Origin of the sequence: Silvanigrella aquatica (assembly GCF_001907975.1) — a bacterium.
GTDB lineage: Bacteria > Bdellovibrionota_B > Oligoflexia > Silvanigrellales > Silvanigrellaceae > Silvanigrella > Silvanigrella aquatica.
Genome location: NZ_CP017834.1, coordinates 285,895 through 309,732 on the forward strand (window position 1 = coordinate 285,895; position 23,838 = coordinate 309,732).

The window sequence follows — 23,838 nt, forward strand, 5'->3', positions numbered from 1 at the left end:
CACTTGCCTATAAAAGTGTACTCACTTGGAGAGATACATGAAGTTACCAAGGATTTATGAGCATTTTCGCCAGGGCCAAATCTTTACAATAGAAGAGGCGCGTGAAAAGCTAAAAACGACTGGAAACACCTTACGCAAGAGATTAAGTGAACTTGCATCAAGAGGATATATTTTTCCCATTCGGCAAGGGCTTTATCGTGTTACGAAAATAGGAGAAAGACCCGATCTTGATAAAAGTTCTCCGTTTGCTATTGCCGGAAAGCTAACTCCCTACTCTTATGTTGGCTTTCATTCCGCGTTGCAACTCCATGCGCGAGAAGTTCTGAAAGAAAACGATACCATTTATGTCGTAAGCCCGACAAAATTCAATTCTTTTCGCTTTGAAGGTATCCATTACTTTTGGTGTCAAAGTCCAGAGCCACATGGATTAGAAACGCATTTTTTGACTCATAATGGGCTTGAGTTTGCTATTCTGACTTCTAACTTTGAAAAAACACTAGTAGATTGTCTCAAGAGACCCACACATTGTCCTCCTTTTTATGAACTGGTGAGACTTTGTCGTAAAAGCGGCTATTTGCCTGATATTGAAAAAATTTTAAAATATGCAGCGGATTGTAATGTCCAAGCGCTTTTCAATCGTTTGGGTTTTTTGTTTGAGAAAAATTTATCGCATTGGGAAATTGAAGATAATTTTTTCAAATTTATTGAGGATAGGATGAGTCGGAAACAGACAGAATGGCCTATTCCATATGATCTACATAAAAATACTTCGGAATCTCAGGTGGTTGGGCATAGCCCGGGAGGAGGAAGCTTAGGTGGAGGTGTTTTAGATATGAAAAACCGCTGGAAAGTTCAGTTTTCCCAGCAAAGTCAATAAATTATCTAATTTTTGTGCAAAAAATAAAATTTTTTTTGGAAACAACTTGACTCGGCAAATCACTTTCAGTAGATCAAAACTTACTCTCAGGTGCGGGAGTAGCTCAGTTGGCTAGAGCATCGCCTTGCCATGGCGAGGGTCGAGGGTTCGAGTCCCTTTTCCCGCTCCAATAAAAAAGCCCCGGTTTTGAATTTCGAAACCGGGGTTTTTTGTTTTCAGATTTTCACTGACAGTAAGAATTTTGGGATGAGCTTAATTCTATAATAAAATTGTAAAAGTTATAGCTTACGCCAAAAAGCGTGAGGTAAATACGATCAAGACCCTTCGATTTTTCAAGGTATGCGTGAAATTCGCTTATGAATTGATGTAGTTGGGAGCTGTCTTTGGGAACCCACCACGCAAGATCTTTGTTATCTCCACCGGGTAAAAAACTAATCAAATAAATTTGGCCGTTGGCAAGAAATTTTAAAATATTCATGGTTTCAGAAAAAGCACAATTCTTTCCTTTATCATCGATCATCCCTTGTACAAGACCTCTTTTAGGAGTGATATAAGTCATTTTATTTTCTGAAATTTTGAGTCCTTTATATAAACGGTCTATGTAGCTATCTTTAATAGAAATAAATTTTATGGAAGGATTTTTTAAGGTCTGTAAAATTTTTTCATTGCTATTTAAATTAATATAATGAGGATCAAAGTCACAAATTAATGAAAATTTAGATTTTGCAATATTTATTGGCGTTGCTTTTATGTTACGCCAATTACTTGTACTTAGCAATTCAAAATAGGCGTCTACTTTTTCAAAAAGTTGAGGTTTTTCTGAACTATTTGTATTAATTTGATTATGCTTATTTTCCCAGAAATTGGCAAACGAGTTTACGTAGATAAAATTTAATTTAAGTCTTTTATTTAGTTTTATTGAGGAGAATTTTTCGAAATATTCTTTAATCAATTTATTTTTCTTAATGCTGAGATTTGTGTCAAATTCATCTTTTTGAGGTTTTAAAACAGCAACATTCAGTTTACCGCTTTTAATTATTTCTTCCATAGTTCTAGAATAACAATTGTGAGAAAAAATAAAATTTATTATTATAGCAACATTTAAATTAATAAAAAATTTTAAATTTAATAATTTCATATGTCAATTTTCCTAAACTAGACTTTAAAAAAAAATCTGGTAATTTTTTTTATGGGCACAAATTTAAAATATATTAAATTTAAGTATGGATAAATATGAAAGTCAAGAAAGCCATATTCATTTTTTTAATTTCAGGAGTTTTTTGGGGTGTAATCACTTTTTTTATTTTATATACCTTTAATCCTGGAGATATTCCCATGAATCAAAAATCATCGTTTATAGATAAAGGGCTCAAAAAAAGCAGTCAATATAGTGATGAGCAAATTCAATTTATAAAAGATTTTCAGTCTTCGTTCAATGACAGGTGAAAAATATCAAAGATAATAGTGTATAAAAAAAATTGACATTAAAAGACAAATAATTGACATGTTATTTTTGATTAATATCTGAAAAAATAATTTTATTCTTTATATAATATTTATTTTATTAATCCAAATATTTAGGGAATGATTTATTTTGAAAATTAAAAAAAATAATATTTTACAAATATTTCTTTTTATTATATGGATTTTTTTTAGTTTAAATTCTTGCATTTTTAAAAATAAAAATGCTAAATTAAATAAAAATGAAGTTGATATTTCAAGTCTAAGTAATACAGATAAGTATTCTATTAAAACCCAAATTGGGAGATCGGCTTTTCTGGATATTCCAATTACAAATGTAAATAATGATATTTTGAAATTTTTAGATGTTGTTTTGCAAAATAATTTAGATAGTATGAAAATATATAGTGAAGATTGTAGCAATATTTCATTACAAAAAAATGCAAATTGCAATGTAGTTATAAAATTTAATCCGACATATCCCCAAAAAGGAATTGCTAGGCTCAGTTTGATTTATAGTAATAAATATAATAAAAAATTACAATACGATATTTTTGTAAATTATAACTCAATTCAGCCAAAATTATTTTCTGAAAATATTTATATAAGTTCAATTTCTGAAAAAAATATTATTAAAACTATTAAATTTTTTAATAAAGGAAGTGATAAAGCGAATATTATATTTACAGAGTTTGAAAATAACCCAGAAAATTTTAAAATTACTTCAAATAAATGTTTAAATCATGTAATAAATATAGAGGATTATTGTGAGATAGATATTTCATATCAACCAATAAAAGCTGAAACTGGTGAATTAGAATTTAAGATAATATATTTAGATAGTGATCTACATCAATTTGATGACAATTTTACAATCTATTATTCTTCGTCCGAACCTTTGCTTTATTCTGAAAATTACGAGTTAAAATCTCCTTTAGGAAAAGAAGTAAAAAAAGATATTGTTATAAAAAATATAGGAAATGAAAAGGCAGTTATTTTAAATACAAGTTTATTTAATAATAAAAATTCACTTTCCTTGCTGCATAGTAGTTGCAGTTTTGGCCAAAATTTAAAGGTTGGAGAATCTTGCAATATATCAATAAAATTTAAGCCATTGACAATAGAAGATAATGGAGTTTCTTTTTTTAAAATTGAATATTTATCAAGCAATAAAATTACTAATGAAAAACTAATTAATTTAAATTACTCAGCGAAAGATGCGCTAATTGATTCTGTTGATTCTTTAAACATATTCGATAAAAATGGCTTTTCAAGCAGAATTATAAAAATAATAAATAATGGAAATTCTACTGTAAAAGTAGATTCTTTTCGCTTGATTTCTGATATAAATGATTATTTAATAAATTATGAAGAGAGCAGTTGCAATTTATTTAACATGACTCCATATAGCTTTTGCTCTATAAAAATTGCAAATTATAGTAATGATCATGTATTAAAAGATTTTAATATGGATTTGCTTTTTAACTATATAGATAGTGATGAAAGTAAGTATTTAAAGTTATTTCATTTGTCTCATGTTGATGACAGTCAAGATTTGGTAGAGCCGCTTCGCTCTATTGCTTCTATTTATTCAGAGGTCGGTATTAAAAAAATTTTCAAAATAAAATTATATAATAAAGGAAATGATAATGCTAAAATAAATTCAATATCTTTATCTGGAAATTCTAAGTTTTTAAGTTTAGAGAAATCAAATTTAAATTGTGAGCATGCCATTGTAAAAGGAAATGAGTATTGCAATATTGAAATCGTATATCGCCCTTTAAATCATTTTACAGGTAAGGCATTTTTAAATTTAAAATATACTGGAGTAAATAATAAAGTATACAATAGAAGTTTTGAAATTCAATTATCTTCATTTCAAAATAAAAATTTATTATTAGATTTAAATGGAAAGGCTGTTAAATATTGTAGAAAATATGAATTTGTTAAGGCTGATAATGATAAAGAATATTTGAAAAATCTGGTTTTAAATAATAAAGAATATTTTGTCATGTCAGATAAGGGAGAAGCTACTTTTTTTGAATTTTTACCTAAAAATGTAACAAAATGTTCATCTGATTTGAGCGAAAATTATGTACATACAAATGATATAGTAAATATTAAGGGAGAAAAAACAATAATAGGAGTCTCGTCTACTAATAAATATATCACTGTTGGTATAAATTCTCAGTTTAGAATTAAAAAAGTTTATGATCACTTTACAGGTTATTCTATATTCATATTAGATGTACAAAATAAAAAGAACTTTATGAGTGTTGGATGTAGTAAAAACAATCTTTGTGGGGTTGTTAATAATAAATATTTTATGGCTTTAAAGACATTGCACTGAAAAATTATTCTTAATTTAAGTTGTTAAAACTAAATAATGTTAATCCGACTTTAGGGCATCCCTTTTGTCTTTTTGCTTCAGCAGAATCGAAATAAACGAATCGTGTTCCATCTTTTGCAGTAATTAATTTATTATTAAGTTGTGTATAAAAACTTCTAATTTCGGAATCTATAAATTTATTTTTATTTTCAGATATAAATGAAATAGGATGTGTCGTTGGTTCGTAAATTTCTAAATCACAAGATGCTGATGATGTGACAATAAGGGGATTTATTTTGTAACTTTCTTGTGTATAGCCAGAACCTTTCAGTGATTCATATAAAATTCTTCCATCGGTATTTGGAATTGTAAATCCCAATATTTTGGCAATCGTGGGTGCAACATCTACGTTACCTGTAGGGACATAATTTTTCATAGCGTTATTAAAATTAGGACCCATTGCGAGAAGCGTATTGTGAACATCAATGCGACCAAAGGATCCATGATCACCACGAAGAGCATAATCGCTTGTCGAGTCAAACTCAACTCCAGGTAATCCATTTACAATCACATTGGCATTGCTTGTCATACTGACAACAATATCAGGATTTCTACCCGATTTATTTTCAAGTTTTACATATGAAAGAGGAAGAACTCCACGAGGAAAATGCGTGCCTAAATGGTAACGGCTTTCATCTAAAAATAGGGCTGAATATTCCTGCCTTCTTTGGAAAAAATTAACGAGAACTTTCATTACTTGAGGATTATGGCTTGGGATATAAATATAATCTGTTCCTCCGTTGGGAGCGATGATAACTTTTTCAATACCATCTTTATTCGATAAATCTTTAGGCACACGATAGCTTGGAGATGTGTAAGCTATATTTTCTTTTTTAGAATTTTTACATTTTCCATCGGGGGCATTATATCCTGATGATTGTGTATTAATAGAGCCATCGCCATTCCTTATTGCACCCATATATTTATTAAAGAAACAATCTCCTCCGTCGTATGCTACAATAGAATTCCCATTTTCAATTTTTAATTCTGCCTTTGTAATGAGATCAGCGGTGCGAATTGTTCCCGAAACAGGAAATCCTTTTGTAATTAGTAATTTTGTTTTGCTATCGGTGTGGGTCTTTTTATCGGCCGCAATTTTATGTCCAATTGTGCTTTTTCCACTTTCATCATCTTTTATAAAATGCATGGGATACATTAATTGAGGATACCCCTCCGAGTCATTTCTTTTTGTTGCTAAAATATTGCTGTGGGAATGATCGGAAACAATAATAATATTTGTTTTATCATATATTCCCATTTCTTTAAGTTTTTCAATTAAACTTCCAAGAATTTTGTCATTAGATGCAATGGCATCATAGTAAGGTAACGTTCCAGGACCATAGAGATGTTCAGTTGAATCAGGATTTCTTAGCCACATGACGCTTAAATCAGGTAATTTTTTGGGTAAAATATAATTTATAAAAATATTAGCCATATATTCATTTTTTTTATTAAAGGGAGATGTTTTTGCTTTAGAAGGATCGGAAACTTCATTGCTATCTTCTAAGTAAAAAATATTTTCTGAGGCCGTAGGGTCTCCATTTTGAGGTGATAATGTTAATTGTCCCTTCGAATAAGCTTGTGGTGTTAACTTAGGTAAACTTATATTTTCAGCTTGCAATTCTTGAGCAAATGATAATGGCCAAACATGATTTTCATCTAATATATAGCCACCTGATCTAAAATCTTGAAAGAAAGCAGGGCCTGATTTTCCAACAACGACAGTTTTGAGGCCTTTTTTTTGCGCTTCCTGTAATAACGTTGTGACTTGAACAAGTGGTTCATGGGCATGTACATGATTTGATTTAGGTTGATCTAATGCTTTTAAAATCTTATAATCTTCTGTAAAAATAGGTTCATAAAATTCTTTTGTTATATTTTCACCTTTTGCATTTGTTGCTATGCCGTATTCTTTTTTTGTGCGCCAGGGTTGATAGAGTGTGTTCCCATAAAAACCACTTTTACCTGCATAATCTCCCGTTGCAAAAACTTGCGCATTATTCATTGTAAATGTGGGATAGGCAGAGTGATTATCCTTAAATTCGACACCATTTGAAGCTAATTCAAGTAAATTAGGGATTTTATTTTCAGCTTTTTTATCTGTTAATATATCAGGTCTTAAGCCATCCCAAACATAAAGAATGACATAGTTTTTAGTTTTTTCTTTTTTATTATTTATGGATTGAGTTTGACATGATACAAATGTAATTCCTATCGATGTGAAAATTATTTTTTTAATTATAGCTAAGTGTTTCAATGTGTTGTACCTCCTTCAAAGAATGCGGGGAACATATCTTTTTTTTGTAGAGGACACAAATTGAAATTATGTTTTTATATTTTCAAACGAAATCTAATGGAAGTATTTATAAAAGTATGAATTAATTGCTGTTGGTAAGTTGCTTTGTAATTTTTTCTTTATTTAATGAATTCATTTTTAAAAGTCTTTTTATAAGATTTTTGCATTTGTTTTTTTGGTTTATTTCTAGCAAAATTTGCAAATGTTTTTGATAGCCTTGGTATATATAAGAGTTTTTTTGATTTGGCAAACATGAACTCACATGCGCTCCTTTAAAAATAGGCTTACTTTTGAGCGTTTGAATTTGAACTACAATATTTCCTCTCATCATGCAGAAAATATTGGCTGGGGAATTAGGAGTCGAACCTAAACATACGGAATCAGAAACCGGTGTCCTGCCATTAGACGATTCCCCAAAATAATAATTTGCAAATATATTCTAATGACTATAAAAAGACAAGATTGCATGAGTTATTCTTGATGAGAATTTAAAAGTGTTGAAATTATAGTGTTATAATTTTTTAAGTAAGATATTTAATCTGTGATTTGCTTCACTTAAAGAATTTTTATAATTTGCTGAATTTAGTATACTCTGGGAATAATTTCCATTTTCTCCAAGCCATTTTCCTCCTACGCACATGTTATGAATAGCACCTGTAGTATCGCCCATGGCTAAATTCCTTGTTACATTATGTGCAGGCCACATTGAGGGATGATCTGTGTCCCAGACTGTAAAATTTGCTAGAGCCCCTTTTTCAAGAATCCCTGCTTTAAAATGATTATGAAAACTTCCTGGTTGTGCTAAAATTTTATCTAGTAAAAAATCACTATTTGAAAACGAATTTTGTAATTTTTTTATTTCAACTCTTTTATTTGAAAATTCTTTTTTATTTTTTGATGACATATTTTTTATTATTTTTGTATTTATTTCAAATGTATTTAAAAGAGAGGGAAAACCAGAAACAAAGCGGAGTTCTTTTTGTAAATTCATAGAATCATTACTTGCAACACAATCTGTTGCAACAAACCAATTTATTTTATTTTTTTGCCAATCAATAATGTTTGCTGGTGATTGAAATATCATTTGTGAGAAGGGGCAAAAAACAAGAGCACAGTTTTTATTTTTTAAGTACTTAAAATCTTTTTTATTTAAGTAAATTCCATGTACTAATAAATTTTTAATTTTGCTTTTGAAAAGACCAAGGGAATGCAAATATTCTACAGGAGTTTTTTTAAATTTTTTATAAATTGTTTTTACTTCTTCATAGGATTGAGAAACATGACAATGGATGGGAATGTTTAAGTTTTCAGAGCCGCTTTGAATTTTTTTCCATAATCCTTCACTGACGGTATCTGTTGCATGGGCACCAAAAGCGGCATATATGCCTGCCTTTTGAAATGTAGGATGTGAATGAATTTCATAAGTTTGATCGAGCATTGATTGAAAGTAAGACGATCCAGGTCCTGTTATGTCTTGCAATGTCGGTGCCACAACGGCTGTCAGACCTACGTCATGGCATGCTTCAGCGACCTCGAAGCCATGATAATAATGATCCCAAATGAGACCATTGCCATTTAAAATATTTTCATAGGCACCCATGCGTGCAAAAGCTCTGATATCATTTGCATTTAATAAAGATTCGCATTTAAAAAAAATATCTTCAATAAGATTTTTTGCTTTTGAATGATTGCTTAATATGGATCTAAAGAAATTCATTGCAATATGAGTATGGCAATTAATAAAGGCTGGGGTAATAAGTCGATCGCCAAAATCATGTATCTTTATTTTGTTTTTTTTCTTTTCATTTATGATTGACCCTTGGTAGGATTCTAATGTCAGCTTTGTTACATTTGTAATTTGATTTCCTGTAATTTCAAGAGAACCAGGAAAGACAAGATATTGGGAGCCCTCTTTAAGGAGGATTTTTTTGGAAAAAATTTTTTCAATAAAATTCACATTAAACTCCAAAATGAAAATTTTCATTCATATATTATGAGTACAAGAGATATTATGAGGAAATTTATTTGTTATGCAATGTTTTTATATATTTTTCTTCTTCATTTAAATATTTTTTCTGAAGAAGCAGGATATATTTGGATGCCATTATCTTGGACTTTATCTTTTAATAAAGGAGTTTCTGACGAAAGTCAAATAAAATTTAATTCAATCAAATTATTATTTAGAGATACTAATAAAAAAAATGAAATTATTACTGATATGAAAATAAATAATAAAAAAATATTAAAAAACATTGTTCTTGGCAAAAATTTAAAAACAAAGACATTTTATACACAAAAATTAATGAAGTTTCCTCAGGGAAAATATGTGTTTGAAGGTGCTATTTTAGAGCGTGTCGATAATCAAGGAAATTTGTCAAGTGTACAAATTAAAATAATTAATCCATTTAATAAAAATACTGACAAACATATTCAGTTTAATGTTGAATTAAATAAAATATCACCATTTCCCGCTATGGCAGTTGAAACTAACTTAGGAGTAAAAAACGGGATTATAAGTCAATTTTCTCATATAGATTTAATTGAAGATGAAATGATTTCAGTATCTGAAATATTGAATCAAATGAAAAATATAAAAAAATTATTTTTAGAAAATAAAATAGGTTTTAATATTGCAAATGAAAAATTTCCTCCACTACAAATCATGGGGCTAAGTGTTAAAAATAGTAAGTCAAACTTTTTGGGTTTATTAATTGATTTTCCTTGCAATATTAAAGGTAATTTAAAATATGTATGGGTAAATAAAAATGAAATTTTGCAGTATGTTTTTTTTAATAAATTAGAAAATAAAAAACAAGGGTGCAAAATTCATAAATATTTTCCTGAAAAATTTTATTTGCCAAATGGCAATTGGACGTTACAGTCAATGTCATTGAGTATAGCGAAAAATAAATATCGTGATTTCTACACATGGTCATTGATAAATAAGGAATTAGAAACCAAAAATTATTTTAAATTAAATGACATATTTTTTTCATATTTGAGTATAAAAGAAAGAGCTTTGTTGAAAAATATTGAGATAAAATTATCGGGAAATAAAGACCGATTTGGTATTTATTTCTTAGGGACTTCAGAAATAATAAAAGAAATAAATACAAATAAAAAGGAACAAATAAATTTTTATTTTAAAAGAAATTATGAAATTATTGATCTTAAAAAACAGTTTGGCTCTAAAAAAATATATAATGCTTATTCTGGTGAACTTATGAAAAAGGATCGCATTATAGGCGATATACAATTTAAGATTATTCTCCTTGGAAAAAACAATGAAAAAAATCAAATATCTTTTTTTTCCGATCAATTAAAAAAATATGCAACCTTTGAATTAGCAAAATGTGTTACAAACCAGGAAATTATAGATCCTCTTTTAGTTTTAAATGGTCATATTATGATTCAAAATTATAAATCAAATACAAGAAAAATTGATGTTTCAAAAAAAGATTTTAAATTTATGAATGTTGATGGAATTTCTCAAATAAAAATTCTTGATTGTATGGAAGGTAAGCTGAAAGAATTTCAATTTTCTAAATCTTTTAATATTCCATTTCGTGCCAAGATTTTGTTTGAAAGCTATTAATATAAATTATGTCCTACAATTTATTGTATTTTAAATATAAAAAATCTGAAAATATTAATAAATCCCATTATCCTATAGTGTTAATTCGTGGACTGGGACGCTCTATGAGTTTTTGGCTTTCTTTCGAAGCTGAACTTTTAAAATATTCCGACATCATACTTATTGATTTGTTAGGTACAGGTGGTAGTCAAAATAAAACAGGACGGTTTACCATCAAAAAATTTGCTGAAGACGTTTTATATACTTTGAAATATTGTCAAGTTTTTCATTTTCATTTAGCAGGAATTAGCTTGGGGGGTATGGTCGCTCTTGAAATGGCAAAATTAATGGATAAACAGGAATGGAAAGAACTCAAATTGCATTCAAATTGTATTATGTCCTCATCTTCAGGAGATATGGGACATAAACGTATATTTTTTATTCCTTTATTATTTCTTATTATATCTTTTTTTACTTCAATTTTAAAAGGATTTCCTAGTCATAAATTATTTTCAAAATTTTTAGTCTCAAATAAAACTTTGGAAAATAATACAGATATAGTTAAACAATGGGATGAAATTTGGCAGAAGGAAGGCTTTTCTCATTTGTCATTTATTTTGCAGATATTTGCTGCAGCAAATTATAAATCAAAATTAAAAAATAGAAAAATAAATACGCCTTTTTTATTTTTAGTTTCTAAAGAAGACAAATTGGTTCCATGGTTAAATTCAGTGTTACTTTGGGAAAAAATTCCTCAGGCTGAACTTCGTATTTTTAGAAACTTAGGTCATGATTTAACAACAGATGATCCTGAATGTATTTCTAAAATAATATATGATTTTATGAAGAGAAACGAAATTTAGATCTTAATATGGATTAGGTTTATCGGCTTTATCGTGGAAGTGAATGGTGCCTCTATCGCCCCAATAAAAATCAGCTCCTAATGCGAGCTTTTGAAATACTTGAATAGCTTCTTTTTTGGATTCAAAATCAACATAAGCTTCTCTATATTCGCCAATATTTAAATTGATATATTTGATAATTACTCTGTATTTTCCATTGTGTAAAATCATAATATCGACCCAGTTTGCGCTAAATCCTGTGGCGTATATATTATCTGCAAATAGGATTCCTAAAAACACACAAAATAATAGTAAAATTTTTTTTAAATTTTTCATGATCATAAATTTGACCCAATAGACAATGAGTTTTTATTCCTGTTTATGTATCGGTAGATGAATTAAAAAAATGAGATTATAATTAAAAAAGTCATTGATTTAGCCATGTTGTATATGGGTATTGCATTCTTCTTTCTAGGCAAAAAAAATTAGCAAATGGTTTAACTTTGACAACCGTCATTGTGTTGGTTATAAATATTTTATTTTTTGAAAAAAATATTTATAATTATTATTCACAGCTCTTAATTTTAACGGATAAAATTGTAGGTTTAATAATGAAATTAATTAGATTAATAATTATATTACTATTGTTTTTGCATGTTTCAATGAATGCGTTTTCTCAAAGTACTTTAAAGAGAAGTTCAATTGATATTCTATTTGGAGGAGGACCTACCACCTATTATTTTGATAATGGCTTAAATAACTCTAACAAAGCAGCAAACGTTTTTGTTTTAGGTTTGTATTCATTAAGTCCATCAACAGTCGTCTCTCCTATTATTGGATTTGGATTAAACACAACAATCAATTTTGGAAGCTTTGATGTACCTCCTTCCGATTCTCAATTACAAATTAGAAATTTTATATTTCTATCTAGTTATTTTTTTGGCAGCCTTGGTCTTAAATTTAATCCAAGCCCTAAAATTTCTTTTTATACCCTTGGTAATGTGGGAGCGGCATATCAAAATAATGTCTCTGGAAAATTGTATGATGGTAATAATAATTATTTAGGAGATTTTTCTTATAATATTAACAAGCATTATTATTTTGGAGCTTCTCTCATTGCAATGTTCCGTATTTCTAATAACTTCAGCATTGGTACAGATTTTATTTATAATAGACATATTATAAATAATTCAGATCTTACATATCAAAACAGTTCAAATTCATCAACTAAAGTTGACCAAAGTGGTAATAATTTTCATGAATTATCCGGAGATATTGTTATTCGTTTTAATTTTTAATTTGCTATTATTGAAAATTGAAAAAAAAGGAAGGTTATAACAACCTTCCTTTTTATATTTTAAGCAATAGGGGAGCTATTAAATAAATAACTTTTATTAAGCCCAAGGGCGTGCGCCTTCATTAGAAGGAGTTTTGCCTATGGCGTCTTTACGACTGAGTTTAATGCGTCCTGTGCGATCAAGTTCAATGACTTTAACCATGACTTCATCACCTTCTTTGACCACTTCTTCTGTCTTGTTGACGCGTGTGGCAGAAAGTTGTGAAATATGAACAAGGCCTTCAACGCCAGGTTTAATTTCAACAAAGGCACCAAAATCTGCGGTTTTCTTGACAATACCAAGATAAATTTCACCAATTTCAGGATCTGTGGTGAGGTAATTAACCATGCGTTTTGCTTTTGCTGCAGAATTGCCATCTGTTGATGCGATGCTGACAATACCTTCGTCATTAACTTCTAACTTACAGCCTGTATCAGAAACAATTTTCTTGATATTTTTTCCGCCAGGACCAATTAAATCGCGCACTCTTTCGGGCTTGATTTTAATTTGTTCAATGCGTGGTGCCAATTGACTTAAATCGTTTGGACGTGAAATGGAACGTAACATTTTATCCAAGATAAGTGTGCGGCCTTCTTTTGCTTGTGCAAGAGCTTTTTCAAGAATTTCCATGGAAATTCCAGAAATTTTAATATCCATTTGCATTGCGGTAATCCCATTTTTACCACCAGCAACTTTAAAATCCATATCGCCAAGATGATCTTCATCACCTAAAATGTCAGATAAAATTGCGAATTCTTTTCCTTCTAATATAAGACCCATAGCAATTCCTGCGATAGGCTCTTTTAAAGGAACACCGGCATCGAGCATAGATAAGGTACCAGAACAAACTGATGCCATAGAGCTGGAGCCGTTACTTTCTGTGATTTCGGAGACTATACGAATGGAATAAGGAAAGCGATTTTTAGCTGGTAAAGTTGCTTTTAATGCGCGTTCTGCAAGATTTCCATGACCGACTTCGCGACGAGCTGGTGAGCCTAAGCGTTTTACTTCGCCCACAGAGTAGCCTGGCATGTTGTAGTGAAGCATGAAAGTTTTTTCTTCTAAAACATTCATGATGGATTCGCTTCTTTGCGCATCATCGCTGGTGCCTAAAGTAACAACGCCGAGAGATTGTGTTTCACCGCGTGTGAATAAAGCGGAACCATGTGTACGTTTTAAAACGGCAGTTTGGCATTCAATATTACGGATGTCTGATGTGGAACGTCCATCGACGCGGCGGTTGTCTTTAATAATGCTTTGACGCAAGGTTTTGTATTCTTGCATTTCAAAAAGGTAACTAAATGCTTTTGCAGATTCTGCATTGCCTTCTTCAACAAGCTCCGTTTTCGCTTCCACTTTAACAGTATCAATCGCTTTTTTACGTTCTGCTTTTGTCGCAATCGCATAAGCGTCACGCAAGGATTTCGCATATTTTTTAGCAAGAACAGATTTCATGCTTTCGTTATCAGGTGCTTCAGGAACAGTGCGTTTTTCTTTGCCGCATTTTTCACGAATTTCTTCTTGTAGTGCGCAAAGTTTTTTAATTTCTTTATGACCTAATTCAATGGCTTCAAGAATTTGTGCTTCAGTTAAGAAATTTGCCGCAGCTTCGACCATTAAAATGGCATCTTTTGTACCTGCAACAACAAGATCGAGGTCATGTTGAGGAAGCTCGCTCTCTACAGGATTAATGACAAATTTGCCGTCTTTAAATCCAACGCGCACGCCGGCAACAGGTCCTGCAAAGGGAATGTCAGAAATATGCAACGCACAGCTTGCGCCTAGAATAGCGAGTTGTGCTGGTGATATTTTGGGATCTAATGAAACTACTTTAGCAATAATTTGTGTTTCTACTAAATAAGTTTCAGGAAAAAGAGGACGAATAGGGCGATCGATGAGACGGCTGGTAAGAATTTCACGATCGGAAGGTCTTGTTTCTCTTTTAATATATCCGCCAGGAATGCGTCCTGCAGAATAAAACTTTTCAATATAATCTACTGATAAAGGAAAAAAAGAAGCCGTTTGTTGGGCTTCTTTTGCAGCGGTTGCTGTAACGAGAACTTGAGTTCCTCCGCAAGTGACTAATACGGCGCCACCTGCTTGACGAGCAATACGACCTGTTTCGATAGTAATTTGCTCATCGCCAATCCGAATGGATTTTTCTATAATATTAAACATGAAAAAACCTTAAAAAATCGAAATAACTCTAACAAAAAAATCGGGAATTTGAAGAGTTATTTATTGTAGTTTATCCTCACGGCCAATCCGAGAGTCCCAACGCACCATGCGTCAGCTTAAGTGTGTCCCGTTTGTCGAGGAGTCATACTAACAGATATTTCGCCTAATAAAAAGCATTTCCTGTAAATTTGGTTGAATCTAGATGCATTTGATGGTTTAACAACTCCGGCGTTTTTTGTCTTTTACGAATTATAAAATAAATGATATTTTGGAGCTACTTCCTATGACTCTCTACAAAGTTTTACATTATCCACATGTTCTTTTACGTAAAAAGGGAACGCCTGTAGAAAATTTTACCGATTCCCTGCGCGAGTTTATCAAAAATTTTATTGCGACGATGTACGAATTTGACGGAGGTGGTTTGGCCGCTCCCCAAGTCGGTGTCTCAAAAAGAATTTTTGTCGTTGATTTTAAACCCGCCTTTGAAAGTGATAGCTTTGAACGTAAAGAAGGAGACTTCAAGGTTTATGACAAAGATCACAAAGAAATACCTGCCGTATTTCCAATGGTATTCATTAATCCTGAACTTGTTGAAATGTCTGAACCGATTAAAGTGAACTGGGAAGGCTGCTTGTCTTTTCCCAATGCCGAGTCACACAATACAAGCAGATTTTTAAATGTAGAAATTCATGCACAAAATGAAAATGGCGAAAAGTTTATCGTAAAATCATCACATCTTTATGCCAGTGTTTGTTTCCAACATGAGTACGATCATCTTGATGGGATTATGCTTGTCGATAGATGGAATAAAACTAGTTTTACTGAATCTGATGTCATTGCAGATATAAAAGATTTCGAAAATGATCCTGCGGAAAGAAAAAGAATGAAAAAAATAAAAGTAACAGAGGCGAGTAAAATAAAATTCGACTTTTTGTGATATTTATTTAATTTTTTTATTTTAACTTTTATAAATTCATTTAATATTTATGCCAGTTAAGAGTTAAAAAGATCCAATTAAAAAAAGAACATGTACTTAAAAAGGCATGCAGAAAATCGTCCGAAAACATGAACCATTAGTCCTTTTGTTGATCGAACTTTTGATGCAATTTGAATTCCGCTTGTTTCAATTAACCAGTTGAAAAGTATTTCTATGGATTGCCTGATTGAACTAACAGATTTAGAATAAGCTTTTTCATCACTGGAAAGAGTTTTTTTACTTCTAGAAAGTTTTATCGGAGTATGCAAAACAGAATTTTTCTTAGCTAATTGTTCTTTTGTAGATTGATCACAGTAAGCTCGATCAGCAAAGAGTTGAGAGTGTTTAAAATTCAAAAGTTCGTTCTTCATAGCGGTTAAGTCATGAGTTCCTGCTCGAGTTACTTTAAGTGAAGTGTGAGTCGCAAGTTTGTTATTTTGGAAAAGAGCAGTAAGGTGTAGTTTTAATCCAAAGTAAAATAAATTCTTGGAAGAGCAATACCCAACTGAAGAGATATCTTTGGCAGTATTACACTTGTGCGCACGAAAACCTTTAGCTAGCACAATAGGCAAAGAGTCAACAAGTATAAAAGACTGAGAGAGATTTGAACTTATTATTTTGTAAAAGAAAGTTAGAAAGTTCAGGAAAAAGTTGATTGAGGTTATTTAGTCTGAATAAAAATCCTTCATATGAAGGTAAGTGTGGAAACCATTCAAAAAGAAAATTTTTTGTAAATTTATAAATGGATTTAACATTTTTAAATTCACTTAAAACTCCAAAGATATAAATAGTAACGGTTTCTTCATCGCGGAACAAGGGATTTGAGTTAGGACTTATTTTTAAAAAAGAGTGAGGAGAGAGTTGAGAAAAGAAGTTGCAGGTTGTAAGGTAAACGGTGATGAGTTGGTTCTGCCAATCCATTGGTAGCTCCTTTGTTCTTATTTTTTTTCGCAAAAATTATTTAACAAATTGGAGCTATTTATTCAATCCTTACAATATCTTTCTCAACTCTTAATTCGCATTAATTTGGTGTCAGTTTTTTCTCGTGGTTTTTATTTTATAGATAGTTGCTATTTAAAATCGAGGAAAAGAAAAATGTCTAATACCTTTTTGCCAGGTCAAATTGATGATTTCGTATTATATTTGATAAAGAGATTGAATGTGCAAAAAATTAAGAATCTGAATTTAAATATACTAAATTAGGGTGTATTCTCAAATATTGAATAAGACTTAATTTTTGGCATGTTTCCCGCAAAATTTGGATTACCAAATCTAACGAAAGCGAGAGAACACGTTAAGGACAATGACAACAGATTAAATATGGTCAAAGCGGGCTCCCTTACTCAAAGAATTAAAATAAGGATTTTTTTGGAAACAGTTTTCTGGAAGTTAGGACAGGAGCGCCATGGAGAGATCTTTCATCGGAATTCGGTTCTCATTCAACTCAATTCAACTTATAGAAATAAGCAAAGCAGAAATACTAATAGCAGACAGAGCTTATCATGCAGAAAACATAAGAAAGTAATGTAAGAAAAAAAAATACAATTGATATAACAAATGACGAATTTGAAAGCTACTTATATAAAATTAGACATTTAATTGATAATTTATTTGCAAGATTAAAACATTTAAGTCTTGTTGCTACAAAATAGGATAAAAAGAAAAATAATTTTTCTTCTATGATATACCTAGGGTCTTTTTATTTGTTCAAAAATTTGAGAATACACTCAAGTTATTAAGATTTAATTTTTGGTTATTTTTTTAAAATAAAAATTTATTTTGGTATGCTATATAATATTGTATATATTTATTATTATATAATGATTTTTAAAATTGACTTTTATTTATAAATTAATTAATTGTATTCGTGTTATTTGTTAAATAAGAATTTTTATTTTCTGATTATAATATTATTATTTAATATAATAATGAAAAATAAATAACTATATTATACAAATACATGTTTAATATAATATTTGAAAAAATTTTAGCGCTCCTTGCTGAGAGTGATTTAGAATATGAAATTGTAAGAGTTTGAAAAAAGGTAACTTATATGAAAGAGCAACCTATTATTATTCACGATTCCGATGGTACAGAAACATTTTGGGAAATTATAAATACTTTGTACCCTGAAATTTCTTCTGATAATCAGCTTATGGCTCTTTATGAAGCAATTTATATGTCAAATAAACACACAAAAGAATTTGATACATATCATGGAGAATCATTTAAAAATCCCGAAAAAAAATTAAAAGAAAAAACATATCTTATTCTTTTGCACAAGGAATCTCTTTTATATCAAATTATTTTTCAATCTCTTGATCCCGATATAAAAATGGTAAAACACTTCACAGAAAAATTTATAAAAGAATTTGATTATCTTGAAGATGATAATTACCAAAATAATAGAATTAGAGAAAATTTAAAACAAATTGGTATTCTCAATGCTTTAGGGACATCGCAAGCTTTCCTGGAAATAGGTGAAGAATTTAAACAACGAGATTATATAACTTCATTAATATATAAAAGCAATAAAGATCCAATTCAAAAAAAGGGTCCTAGAAGTGAAATTCCAAAAGATGAAAATTCTTTTTTAGATGCATTAAAAGATAATTTTAATGAAGTTAATTGGAAAGCTGAAAGTACTAAATTTATTATAGAACAATCAACATCTGCAGTTGGATCCATAGCAAATAAAATAAAGGAGCTAGATTATTTATTAATAAGCTATGTGAATGCAGACAAAAGTGAGAAACATCTTATAAAAACATTAATAACCGATAAGCATGCAGAACTTCAGAAACTAATGCCAATTTATTTTCAGAACAAAATAAAGGCAATTGCTGAGAAAAGAACTCTTAAAGGCAGTACAAAAAATATTGGTGCAAAATCGTTACATAATATAAAAACTACAATAAAAAAAGCAGGAAGTGCAAGAAATTATCAAAATTTAGATTTAAAAATAACAGATGAGAGCTACAAAAAACTAATTAATGATTATGTGCAAAGTGAAGCTAAATTAAATAAAATTAAGAAAAACGACATAAAAATTAAAGAGCTTAAAAAGCAGGGAGTCGCACCTGAAAAAATAAAATTAAAGGATCATACAATCTTTGAAAGGTATAATGCAGAAAAAAATAAAATAAAGGCTGTAAATAAACTGGAAAATGCCGCTCCTAAAAGCCAATTTGTTATTAGTAATTCGGAATACAGTCGAATTATTAAGGGAATGAATTATGTAAGTAAAAGTGGAAACATATTTGCATATGGAATTGATGCCTATTTAGGCTATGATGAAGTAAAAAAAGCCTATGATAACGGTGAAGATTGGCACAGAAAAACAGTGGAAGAAAGTACGAAGTTTGGAGTTGGGGTTGGGGTTGGAGTTGCGCTTGGTGTAGCAACTTTTCCAATTTTGGTATTAGCAGGGTCAGTCGGAATAGTCGCCACTATTTTGGTTGGTGGAGCCATTGCTATATTTAGTGCCAATATAGGTACAGGTATAGGGAATACGAGTGCGATTTATGCAACTGAGCAATATGACAAATTTAAAAATAAAGAAGAAAATTTAAAATTATTAAATGAAGTAGGAAATGTTTATGTTCCTTTATATTAATAGTGTAATTAAAGAACTCACAATTATTGAATTTATATATATGTTGAGCACTTTTCTTTTCCTGACATGTATTATATTTTTTTTAATAATGCTTGTAATAGTAAGAATAGTGGTATTACCGAGTATTGAAAAAAGACACGAAATTAATTTTATTATACCTTTTATGAGTGAAGGAATATTTAGAATTAATGTGGCAGCTCATGTTGCTACATTTGTATTTAATAGGTTTGTTTTTCAAAAATTTATTAAAAATAATAATACAGAAATAGTGAAATATTATTATACTTCATTGCATATTCGTCAAATGAAATACCACATTAAAAATGAAAGTAAATTAAATATTATTTTATGTTTTATTACTGTATTTTCTATTTATCTTTTTTTCTTGTTTTTTTTCATCGCTTATTATTGTCATAATAACAAATAATATCTTAAATTAGCGAGCTAATAATTTTTTAAATACTGAATTTAATTAAAATAAATTTGTTATTGCAAATTCAGAATATAAAGAGATATTAAATTAAATGAGTTGTGTTGCTAAGGCAGGAGAGGTTGATAGTCAGATGCTTAAATTTTAGAAAAAAATAATTTTAAGAATTAGAATAATTTATTTAAAAATATTTATTATGATAATTAGGATGTTTCTATGAATCAAAGTTTAATATTAAATGCTTTGGATTTTAATTTTAGAATAAACACTCTAATAATAACCCTGATTTTTCTTCATATAAATTAAGAAATCAACAATCTGATTTTTATTTTCTGGCGGTAAATAAAGGAACGAAGGCATTTCTGAATTGGGGATACCTTCGTTTAATGTTTTTAGTAAACTTTGTTCTTTAAAACCGTTTATAAATTTGCTAGCAGGATGGAAAAAATCAGGAGGCCTTTTTCTTAAGGTAACAGAAGAAGGACCATCTCCTTTTCCAAGCGGTCCATGACAAGATGCGCAATATTGCAAATAATGATATCTACCTTTCACTTGTGAATCTGTTAAATTCATTTTTTTCTGTTCCTCTTGAGATAAAGCCCAAGGTGCAGGTTCATTATGAAATAATTTTCCAAAAGGATTTTTATCAAAATAAGCAGGCATAATCATAAAACCTACAACTAAAATAAAAAATAAAATTGCTATGGTAAAAACAATTTTTTTCATTGGAAGTGGTTTCCCTTTGTTTTGATCCTTATTGTGTTGTGGCATGATTCCTCCTTCGTGAGATTTCTATGAAACATCTTCTCGCTCTGTTCTTTTAGCTATAAAAAAGCCGAAAGTGAACATTCGTTCTGAAAGAAGCGATAAAGCTCCTTGTGTCGTTCAATTTTAACATGCTATGGTTTGCAGCCGACGGCCTTTTGCTTACGACTCGTTTAGGAAAGTTTTTGGAGAAATGAATGAGAATATCAAACAAAAAAATTCAAATTAAAAAATTAAAATCTGCAGCACTTCGTACTTTTATTCTTGCATCACCAATGATGTTTCCTAATATTCATGCCTCTGCTTCGACATCACTGATGGTGAGTGGTCATGCGGGTGTGGTAGGTCAAGCGACTTATGGAACTCCACCTTTGGGAACAAATTATTCTACCATTCGTGTTCCTGTAGGTTTGATATTTGAAGCAAGACCTACAGATAATTTTTCTCTATTTTTAGGAATTGATTACGCTTATAATAATTATCCTGGTCCTAGCGTCTATTTAGGGCAAAATTCCACAACATCTTCAAGCAATTCTGATGGCACAGGAACTCCTTTGCCTTTTTCCAATTCAACAAGTGGTTCGCCTTATTCGCAACAGGTTGATAAGCCCGTTCTGACTCAGGCTTATATATCTTATCAAACGCCTGTTGGTCTTTTGCGCGCCGGCAGAATGCCAAGGCATTGGGGTCTTGGTATTTGGCGAAATGCGGAATGGACTCCTTATGCTAGTTTGCCTTCCACCACAGACTCTGTTGCATTTACTGCAGATTTTAATGCATTTGATATTACTTTAAATTATGAAAAATATGGTGAAGGAGTCGGTGGAACTTCTGCCGATGCCGAAGCAAATGCTTTGAACGTAGAAGCGCGCTTAAAATCAGATCCTGCCGATGCTTCTAGTTCAGGAGTAAGCCAAGAACTTGGTATTTCCTTTACAAAGTTTTCTCATAATAAATCAAATACGAGCATTAATACTTTAGATGTTTATGCAAAATTTTATCTGACGAGTTTCTATCTGGGAGCAGAAGTTCTTTATCCTACTGGAAATACTCAAAGCCCTAATTATCAATCTTTAGGTGGGGCTCAAGCTTGTGGTACACAAGTGAATGGAGCCACCTCAGGTTCATTGACTTGTGTCAGTCAAAAAATTTCTTCTTTAGCGGCATTGCTTAAATTAAAATATCAATTTGATACGGACAGTCGTTCTTCTCTTGCAGCAACAGAAAAAGCACAAAAAATTCTTGGTACAGAAGAGCGTAAAACATCAAATGTCATGGGAATTTGGGCGGGTTATGCCAGCGGTGGAAATAATCAGTTTAATGCTCCGGGGACAACGGGAAGTAATAATGATATTACGGCAATTAGTATGAATTCAAACATTCAACCTTCTCTTTTAATGTTTAACAATACTCTACCTGCTGTGAATGGTATGCCTGGCGGCGCTATTACGAACTCCTCTTTTGCAAGAGTAGATTATACCTATGAAAATCCTAGTATCGGCGCTATTGGAGCCATATTTGTGTGGGGTATGCTTAATAATTTAAATCAAAATTACAACGCACAAAATTCCTTATGTACAAACACATCTCCCTCAGTTGATCCCACCTCGCCAAACAATGTGCTGTGTGTTGGTGGCGATAAAAACTTAGGTTATGAGGCAGATTTAACTTATCGTTACACAACTTTGGATAGAGTGACTTTTGGTCTTGATGCGGGATACTGGTATGTAGGTAATGGGTGGCAAGTATACAATCAATCTTTAAATCACAGCACTTATGGTGTCAGAGCATCTATTGCAACTGAATTTTAATGAGAATGCGTGTTAGAAATATTACCATAGGACAATAAAGTTTTCGGGGTCTTGTTTTTTACCATTCATTTCTATTTCATAATGCACATGGGATCCTGTGCTGTGCCCTGTGTTACCCACCGCACCAATCACATCACCTTTTTTTACTTTCGCTCCTTCTTTAACGTAAATAGCGCTGGTATGGGCATATCTTGTGACCATTTTTTTTTCATGAATCAATTCGACGAATTTTCCATAATCTTCAGATCGGTTGACTCTCAGGACAGTGCCATTTGCTGTTGCGTATATTGGTGTTCCTATTCTTGCTGCAATATCAACTCCAAAATGAATGCGTCCGGGTCCACCAAAGGGGCTAATACGCCATCCAAAAGAGGAGGTTAAGCGTCCTCTTACGGGGGCAATGTCAGGTATGCTTTGTAATTTTAAAGCCGCTTTTTGTGCTTCGACGAGAAATTTTTTTAATTCCTCGAGTTGTTTTGATGATTTTAACTGTGATTCTTGGGCGAGGTCAAACAGAGATTTAAGTTCTAGGCTTTCATATTTTAAACCTGTTACTTTGTTAGATATTTCAAATTCTTCTTTAGTGAGAGGCCCAATTCCATTCTGATTAAAATCTTGATTCTGATTTTGTTCCGATGTTTTTCTACTGGCTCCGCCTTTTCTATCATCTGTTCGTGTAGTTACTTTTCTTATTTTTTCTGAATAATATGTGACTTGATTTACTGTACTTTGAATATTTCTCATCTTTGAGTGCAATGCTTCCACTTCGCTTTTTAATCCTAAACTTTCATCGCGAATGTGTTCAAGTTCCAGAGCATCTCTTTTCATATTAATATATATAACAGTCATTGTAGCTGAGATTGTGATTAAGGTACTTGTTAATAATATAATAAGGAGTGGTATGAATGAAGGTATTCTGAATATATGTGTTTTTCCCGTTTTTTTAGAAACAAATAATACGGTATCTTTATCAAAAAGAGAGCTTTTTGATTTGTTTTCATACTTGTAATTGTGCTTTTTTTTATTGTCTTTTGAAAAGAGCACTTTTAAGCCTCCAGAAAGGGATGTTTTCCCTACTGTTGGTTCATCGGCTTTTAAAAAAGATTAGCGAAGAAATAAGTGCCTAGATATCCGAGAAAAAGACTAGGAAAGGATTTTTGTGTGGCCTGGCCGGCGCGATTCGAACACGCGACCATCGGATTAGAAATCCGATGCTCTATCCAGCTGAGCTACGGCCAGAACACACGGTTATCTGGTTAGCATAGGTCAAATAGATTTGTAAAGCT

The 23,838-nt window shown here is 30.9% G+C and carries 19 protein-coding genes and 3 tRNA genes; 10 read left to right on the forward strand and 12 right to left on the reverse strand.

From position 1 onward, the window contains the following. Window positions 1–37: 37 nt before the first annotated feature. Both AXG55_RS01225 and AXG55_RS01230 read left to right on the forward strand, forming a co-directional pair. Window positions 38–877 (forward strand): type IV toxin-antitoxin system AbiEi family antitoxin domain-containing protein, encoded by an 840-nt coding sequence (locus AXG55_RS01225; RefSeq protein WP_148696335.1) that lies wholly within the window; start codon window positions 38–40, stop codon window positions 875–877. Between the two features lie 92 nt (window positions 878–969). After that, window positions 970–1,046 (forward strand) — tRNA-Gly (locus tag AXG55_RS01230). A gap of 54 nt (window positions 1,047–1,100) precedes the next feature. Here AXG55_RS01230 and AXG55_RS01235 read toward each other — a convergent pair. Then, window positions 1,101–2,015 carry a hypothetical protein gene (locus AXG55_RS01235; protein ID WP_148696336.1) on the reverse strand — a complete coding sequence of 305 codons (915 nt, stop codon included), beginning with the start codon at window positions 2,013–2,015 and terminating at the stop codon, window positions 1,101–1,103. A gap of 95 nt (window positions 2,016–2,110) precedes the next feature. Here AXG55_RS01235 and AXG55_RS14765 point away from each other — a divergent pair, with 95 nt between their 5' ends. Both AXG55_RS14765 and AXG55_RS01240 read left to right on the forward strand, forming a co-directional pair. Next, on the forward strand, window positions 2,111–2,323 hold the full coding sequence (locus AXG55_RS14765) for a hypothetical protein (RefSeq protein ID WP_233231290.1): 213 nt from the start codon (window positions 2,111–2,113) through the stop codon (window positions 2,321–2,323). A gap of 148 nt (window positions 2,324–2,471) precedes the next feature. Next, window positions 2,472–4,688, forward strand: coding sequence for a hypothetical protein (locus AXG55_RS01240; protein WP_148696337.1), 2,217 nt, complete (start codon window positions 2,472–2,474; stop codon window positions 4,686–4,688). A 10-nt stretch (window positions 4,689–4,698) separates the two neighbouring features. On the opposite strand, the gene AXG55_RS01245 is transcribed toward AXG55_RS01240, so the two are convergent. From AXG55_RS01245 to AXG55_RS01260, 4 genes are all read right to left on the reverse strand, one after another. Continuing rightward, window positions 4,699–6,984: an alkaline phosphatase family protein gene (locus AXG55_RS01245; protein WP_148696338.1), complete on the reverse strand. Its 2,286-nt coding sequence runs from the start codon at window positions 6,982–6,984 to the stop codon at window positions 4,699–4,701. 121 nt (window positions 6,985–7,105) lie between these two features. Next, window positions 7,106–7,285 carry a hypothetical protein gene (locus AXG55_RS01250; RefSeq protein ID WP_148696339.1) on the reverse strand — a complete coding sequence of 60 codons (180 nt, stop codon included), beginning with the start codon at window positions 7,283–7,285 and terminating at the stop codon, window positions 7,106–7,108. Window positions 7,286–7,365: 80 nt separating this feature from the next. Then, window positions 7,366–7,439, reverse strand: a tRNA-Gln gene (locus AXG55_RS01255). Between the two features lie 95 nt (window positions 7,440–7,534). Then, window positions 7,535–8,980, reverse strand: coding sequence for an amidohydrolase family protein (locus AXG55_RS01260; protein ID WP_233231291.1), 1,446 nt, complete (start codon window positions 8,978–8,980; stop codon window positions 7,535–7,537). A 54-nt stretch (window positions 8,981–9,034) separates the two neighbouring features. Between AXG55_RS01260 and AXG55_RS01265 the strand changes: the two genes are divergently transcribed. After that, window positions 9,035–10,618, forward strand: coding sequence for a hypothetical protein (locus tag AXG55_RS01265; protein ID WP_148696341.1), 1,584 nt, complete (start codon window positions 9,035–9,037; stop codon window positions 10,616–10,618). Window positions 10,619–10,626: 8 nt separating this feature from the next. Beyond that, the gene (locus AXG55_RS01270) at window positions 10,627–11,460 is read left to right on the forward strand and encodes an alpha/beta fold hydrolase (RefSeq protein WP_148696342.1); all 834 of its coding nucleotides are present in this window, start codon (window positions 10,627–10,629) and stop codon (window positions 11,458–11,460) included. A 3-nt stretch (window positions 11,461–11,463) separates the two neighbouring features. Here AXG55_RS01270 and AXG55_RS01275 read toward each other — a convergent pair whose 3' ends face one another. Then, window positions 11,464–11,781 (reverse strand): hypothetical protein, encoded by a 318-nt coding sequence (locus AXG55_RS01275; protein WP_148696343.1) that lies wholly within the window; start codon window positions 11,779–11,781, stop codon window positions 11,464–11,466. Between the two features lie 269 nt (window positions 11,782–12,050). Between AXG55_RS01275 and AXG55_RS01280 the strand changes: the two genes are divergently transcribed. Beyond that, window positions 12,051–12,737, forward strand: a complete 687-nt coding sequence (locus tag AXG55_RS01280) for a hypothetical protein (protein ID WP_148696344.1) — start codon at window positions 12,051–12,053, stop codon at window positions 12,735–12,737. A 96-nt stretch (window positions 12,738–12,833) separates the two neighbouring features. Here the strand turns inward: AXG55_RS01280 and pnp are convergent, their stop codons facing one another. Continuing rightward, on the reverse strand, window positions 12,834–14,954 hold the full coding sequence (pnp, locus tag AXG55_RS01285; protein WP_148696345.1) for a polyribonucleotide nucleotidyltransferase: 2,121 nt from the start codon (window positions 14,952–14,954) through the stop codon (window positions 12,834–12,836). Between the two features lie 283 nt (window positions 14,955–15,237). On the opposite strand from pnp, the gene AXG55_RS01290 reads away from it, so the two are divergent. Beyond that, window positions 15,238–15,891 (forward strand): peptide deformylase, encoded by a 654-nt coding sequence (locus AXG55_RS01290; protein WP_148696346.1) that lies wholly within the window; start codon window positions 15,238–15,240, stop codon window positions 15,889–15,891. A 77-nt stretch (window positions 15,892–15,968) separates the two neighbouring features. Here the strand turns inward: AXG55_RS01290 and AXG55_RS01295 are convergent, their stop codons facing one another. Both AXG55_RS01295 and AXG55_RS01300 read right to left on the reverse strand, forming a co-directional pair. Next, window positions 15,969–16,493, reverse strand: coding sequence for a transposase (locus tag AXG55_RS01295; RefSeq protein ID WP_233231293.1), 525 nt, complete (start codon window positions 16,491–16,493; stop codon window positions 15,969–15,971). Window positions 16,494–16,506: 13 nt separating this feature from the next. Beyond that, the gene (locus AXG55_RS01300; protein ID WP_148696348.1) at window positions 16,507–16,851 is read right to left on the reverse strand and encodes a hypothetical protein; all 345 of its coding nucleotides are present in this window, start codon (window positions 16,849–16,851) and stop codon (window positions 16,507–16,509) included. 1,201 nt (window positions 16,852–18,052) lie between these two features. On the opposite strand from AXG55_RS01300, the gene AXG55_RS01310 reads away from it, so the two are divergent. Next, entirely contained in the window at window positions 18,053–19,546 is a 1,494-nt protein-coding gene (locus AXG55_RS01310) for a hypothetical protein (protein ID WP_148696349.1), read from the forward strand. Window positions 19,547–20,246: 700 nt separating this feature from the next. Here the strand turns inward: AXG55_RS01310 and AXG55_RS01315 are convergent. Beyond that, window positions 20,247–20,747 (reverse strand): c-type cytochrome, encoded by a 501-nt coding sequence (locus AXG55_RS01315; protein ID WP_148696350.1) that lies wholly within the window; start codon window positions 20,745–20,747, stop codon window positions 20,247–20,249. A gap of 191 nt (window positions 20,748–20,938) precedes the next feature. On the opposite strand from AXG55_RS01315, the gene AXG55_RS01320 reads away from it, so the two are divergent. Continuing rightward, window positions 20,939–22,552: a hypothetical protein gene (locus AXG55_RS01320; protein ID WP_148696351.1), complete on the forward strand. Its 1,614-nt coding sequence runs from the start codon at window positions 20,939–20,941 to the stop codon at window positions 22,550–22,552. A 21-nt stretch (window positions 22,553–22,573) separates the two neighbouring features. On the opposite strand, the gene AXG55_RS01325 is transcribed toward AXG55_RS01320, so the two are convergent. Continuing rightward, window positions 22,574–23,596, reverse strand: coding sequence for a M23 family metallopeptidase (locus AXG55_RS01325; RefSeq protein ID WP_148696352.1), 1,023 nt, complete (start codon window positions 23,594–23,596; stop codon window positions 22,574–22,576). A 118-nt stretch (window positions 23,597–23,714) separates the two neighbouring features. Beyond that, a tRNA-Arg gene (locus AXG55_RS01330) sits at window positions 23,715–23,791 on the reverse strand. Window positions 23,792–23,838 lie beyond the last annotated feature (47 nt).

What these genes read in the sequence shown, in the direction of transcription:
- AXG55_RS01225 (WP_148696335.1), top strand. Translation starts at nt 38, where the DNA reads ATGAAGTTACCAAGGATTTATGAGCATTTTCGCCAGGGCCAAATCTTT.
- AXG55_RS01235 (WP_148696336.1), bottom strand. Translation starts at nt 2,015, where the DNA reads ATGAAATTATTAAATTTAAAATTTTTTATTAATTTAAATGTTGCTATA.
- AXG55_RS14765 (WP_233231290.1), top strand. Translation starts at nt 2,111, where the DNA reads ATGAAAGTCAAGAAAGCCATATTCATTTTTTTAATTTCAGGAGTTTTT.
- AXG55_RS01265 (WP_148696341.1), top strand. Translation starts at nt 9,035, where the DNA reads ATGAGGAAATTTATTTGTTATGCAATGTTTTTATATATTTTTCTTCTT.
- AXG55_RS01270 (WP_148696342.1), top strand. Translation starts at nt 10,627, where the DNA reads ATGTCCTACAATTTATTGTATTTTAAATATAAAAAATCTGAAAATATT.
- AXG55_RS01275 (WP_148696343.1), bottom strand. Translation starts at nt 11,781, where the DNA reads ATGATCATGAAAAATTTAAAAAAAATTTTACTATTATTTTGTGTGTTT.
- AXG55_RS01280 (WP_148696344.1), top strand. Translation starts at nt 12,051, where the DNA reads ATGAAATTAATTAGATTAATAATTATATTACTATTGTTTTTGCATGTT.
- pnp (WP_148696345.1), bottom strand. Translation starts at nt 14,954, where the DNA reads ATGTTTAATATTATAGAAAAATCCATTCGGATTGGCGATGAGCAAATT.
- AXG55_RS01290 (WP_148696346.1), top strand. Translation starts at nt 15,238, where the DNA reads ATGACTCTCTACAAAGTTTTACATTATCCACATGTTCTTTTACGTAAA.
- AXG55_RS01300 (WP_148696348.1), bottom strand. Translation starts at nt 16,851, where the DNA reads ATGGATTGGCAGAACCAACTCATCACCGTTTACCTTACAACCTGCAAC.
- AXG55_RS01315 (WP_148696350.1), bottom strand. Translation starts at nt 20,747, where the DNA reads ATGCCACAACACAATAAGGATCAAAACAAAGGGAAACCACTTCCAATG.
- AXG55_RS01320 (WP_148696351.1), top strand. Translation starts at nt 20,939, where the DNA reads ATGAGAATATCAAACAAAAAAATTCAAATTAAAAAATTAAAATCTGCA.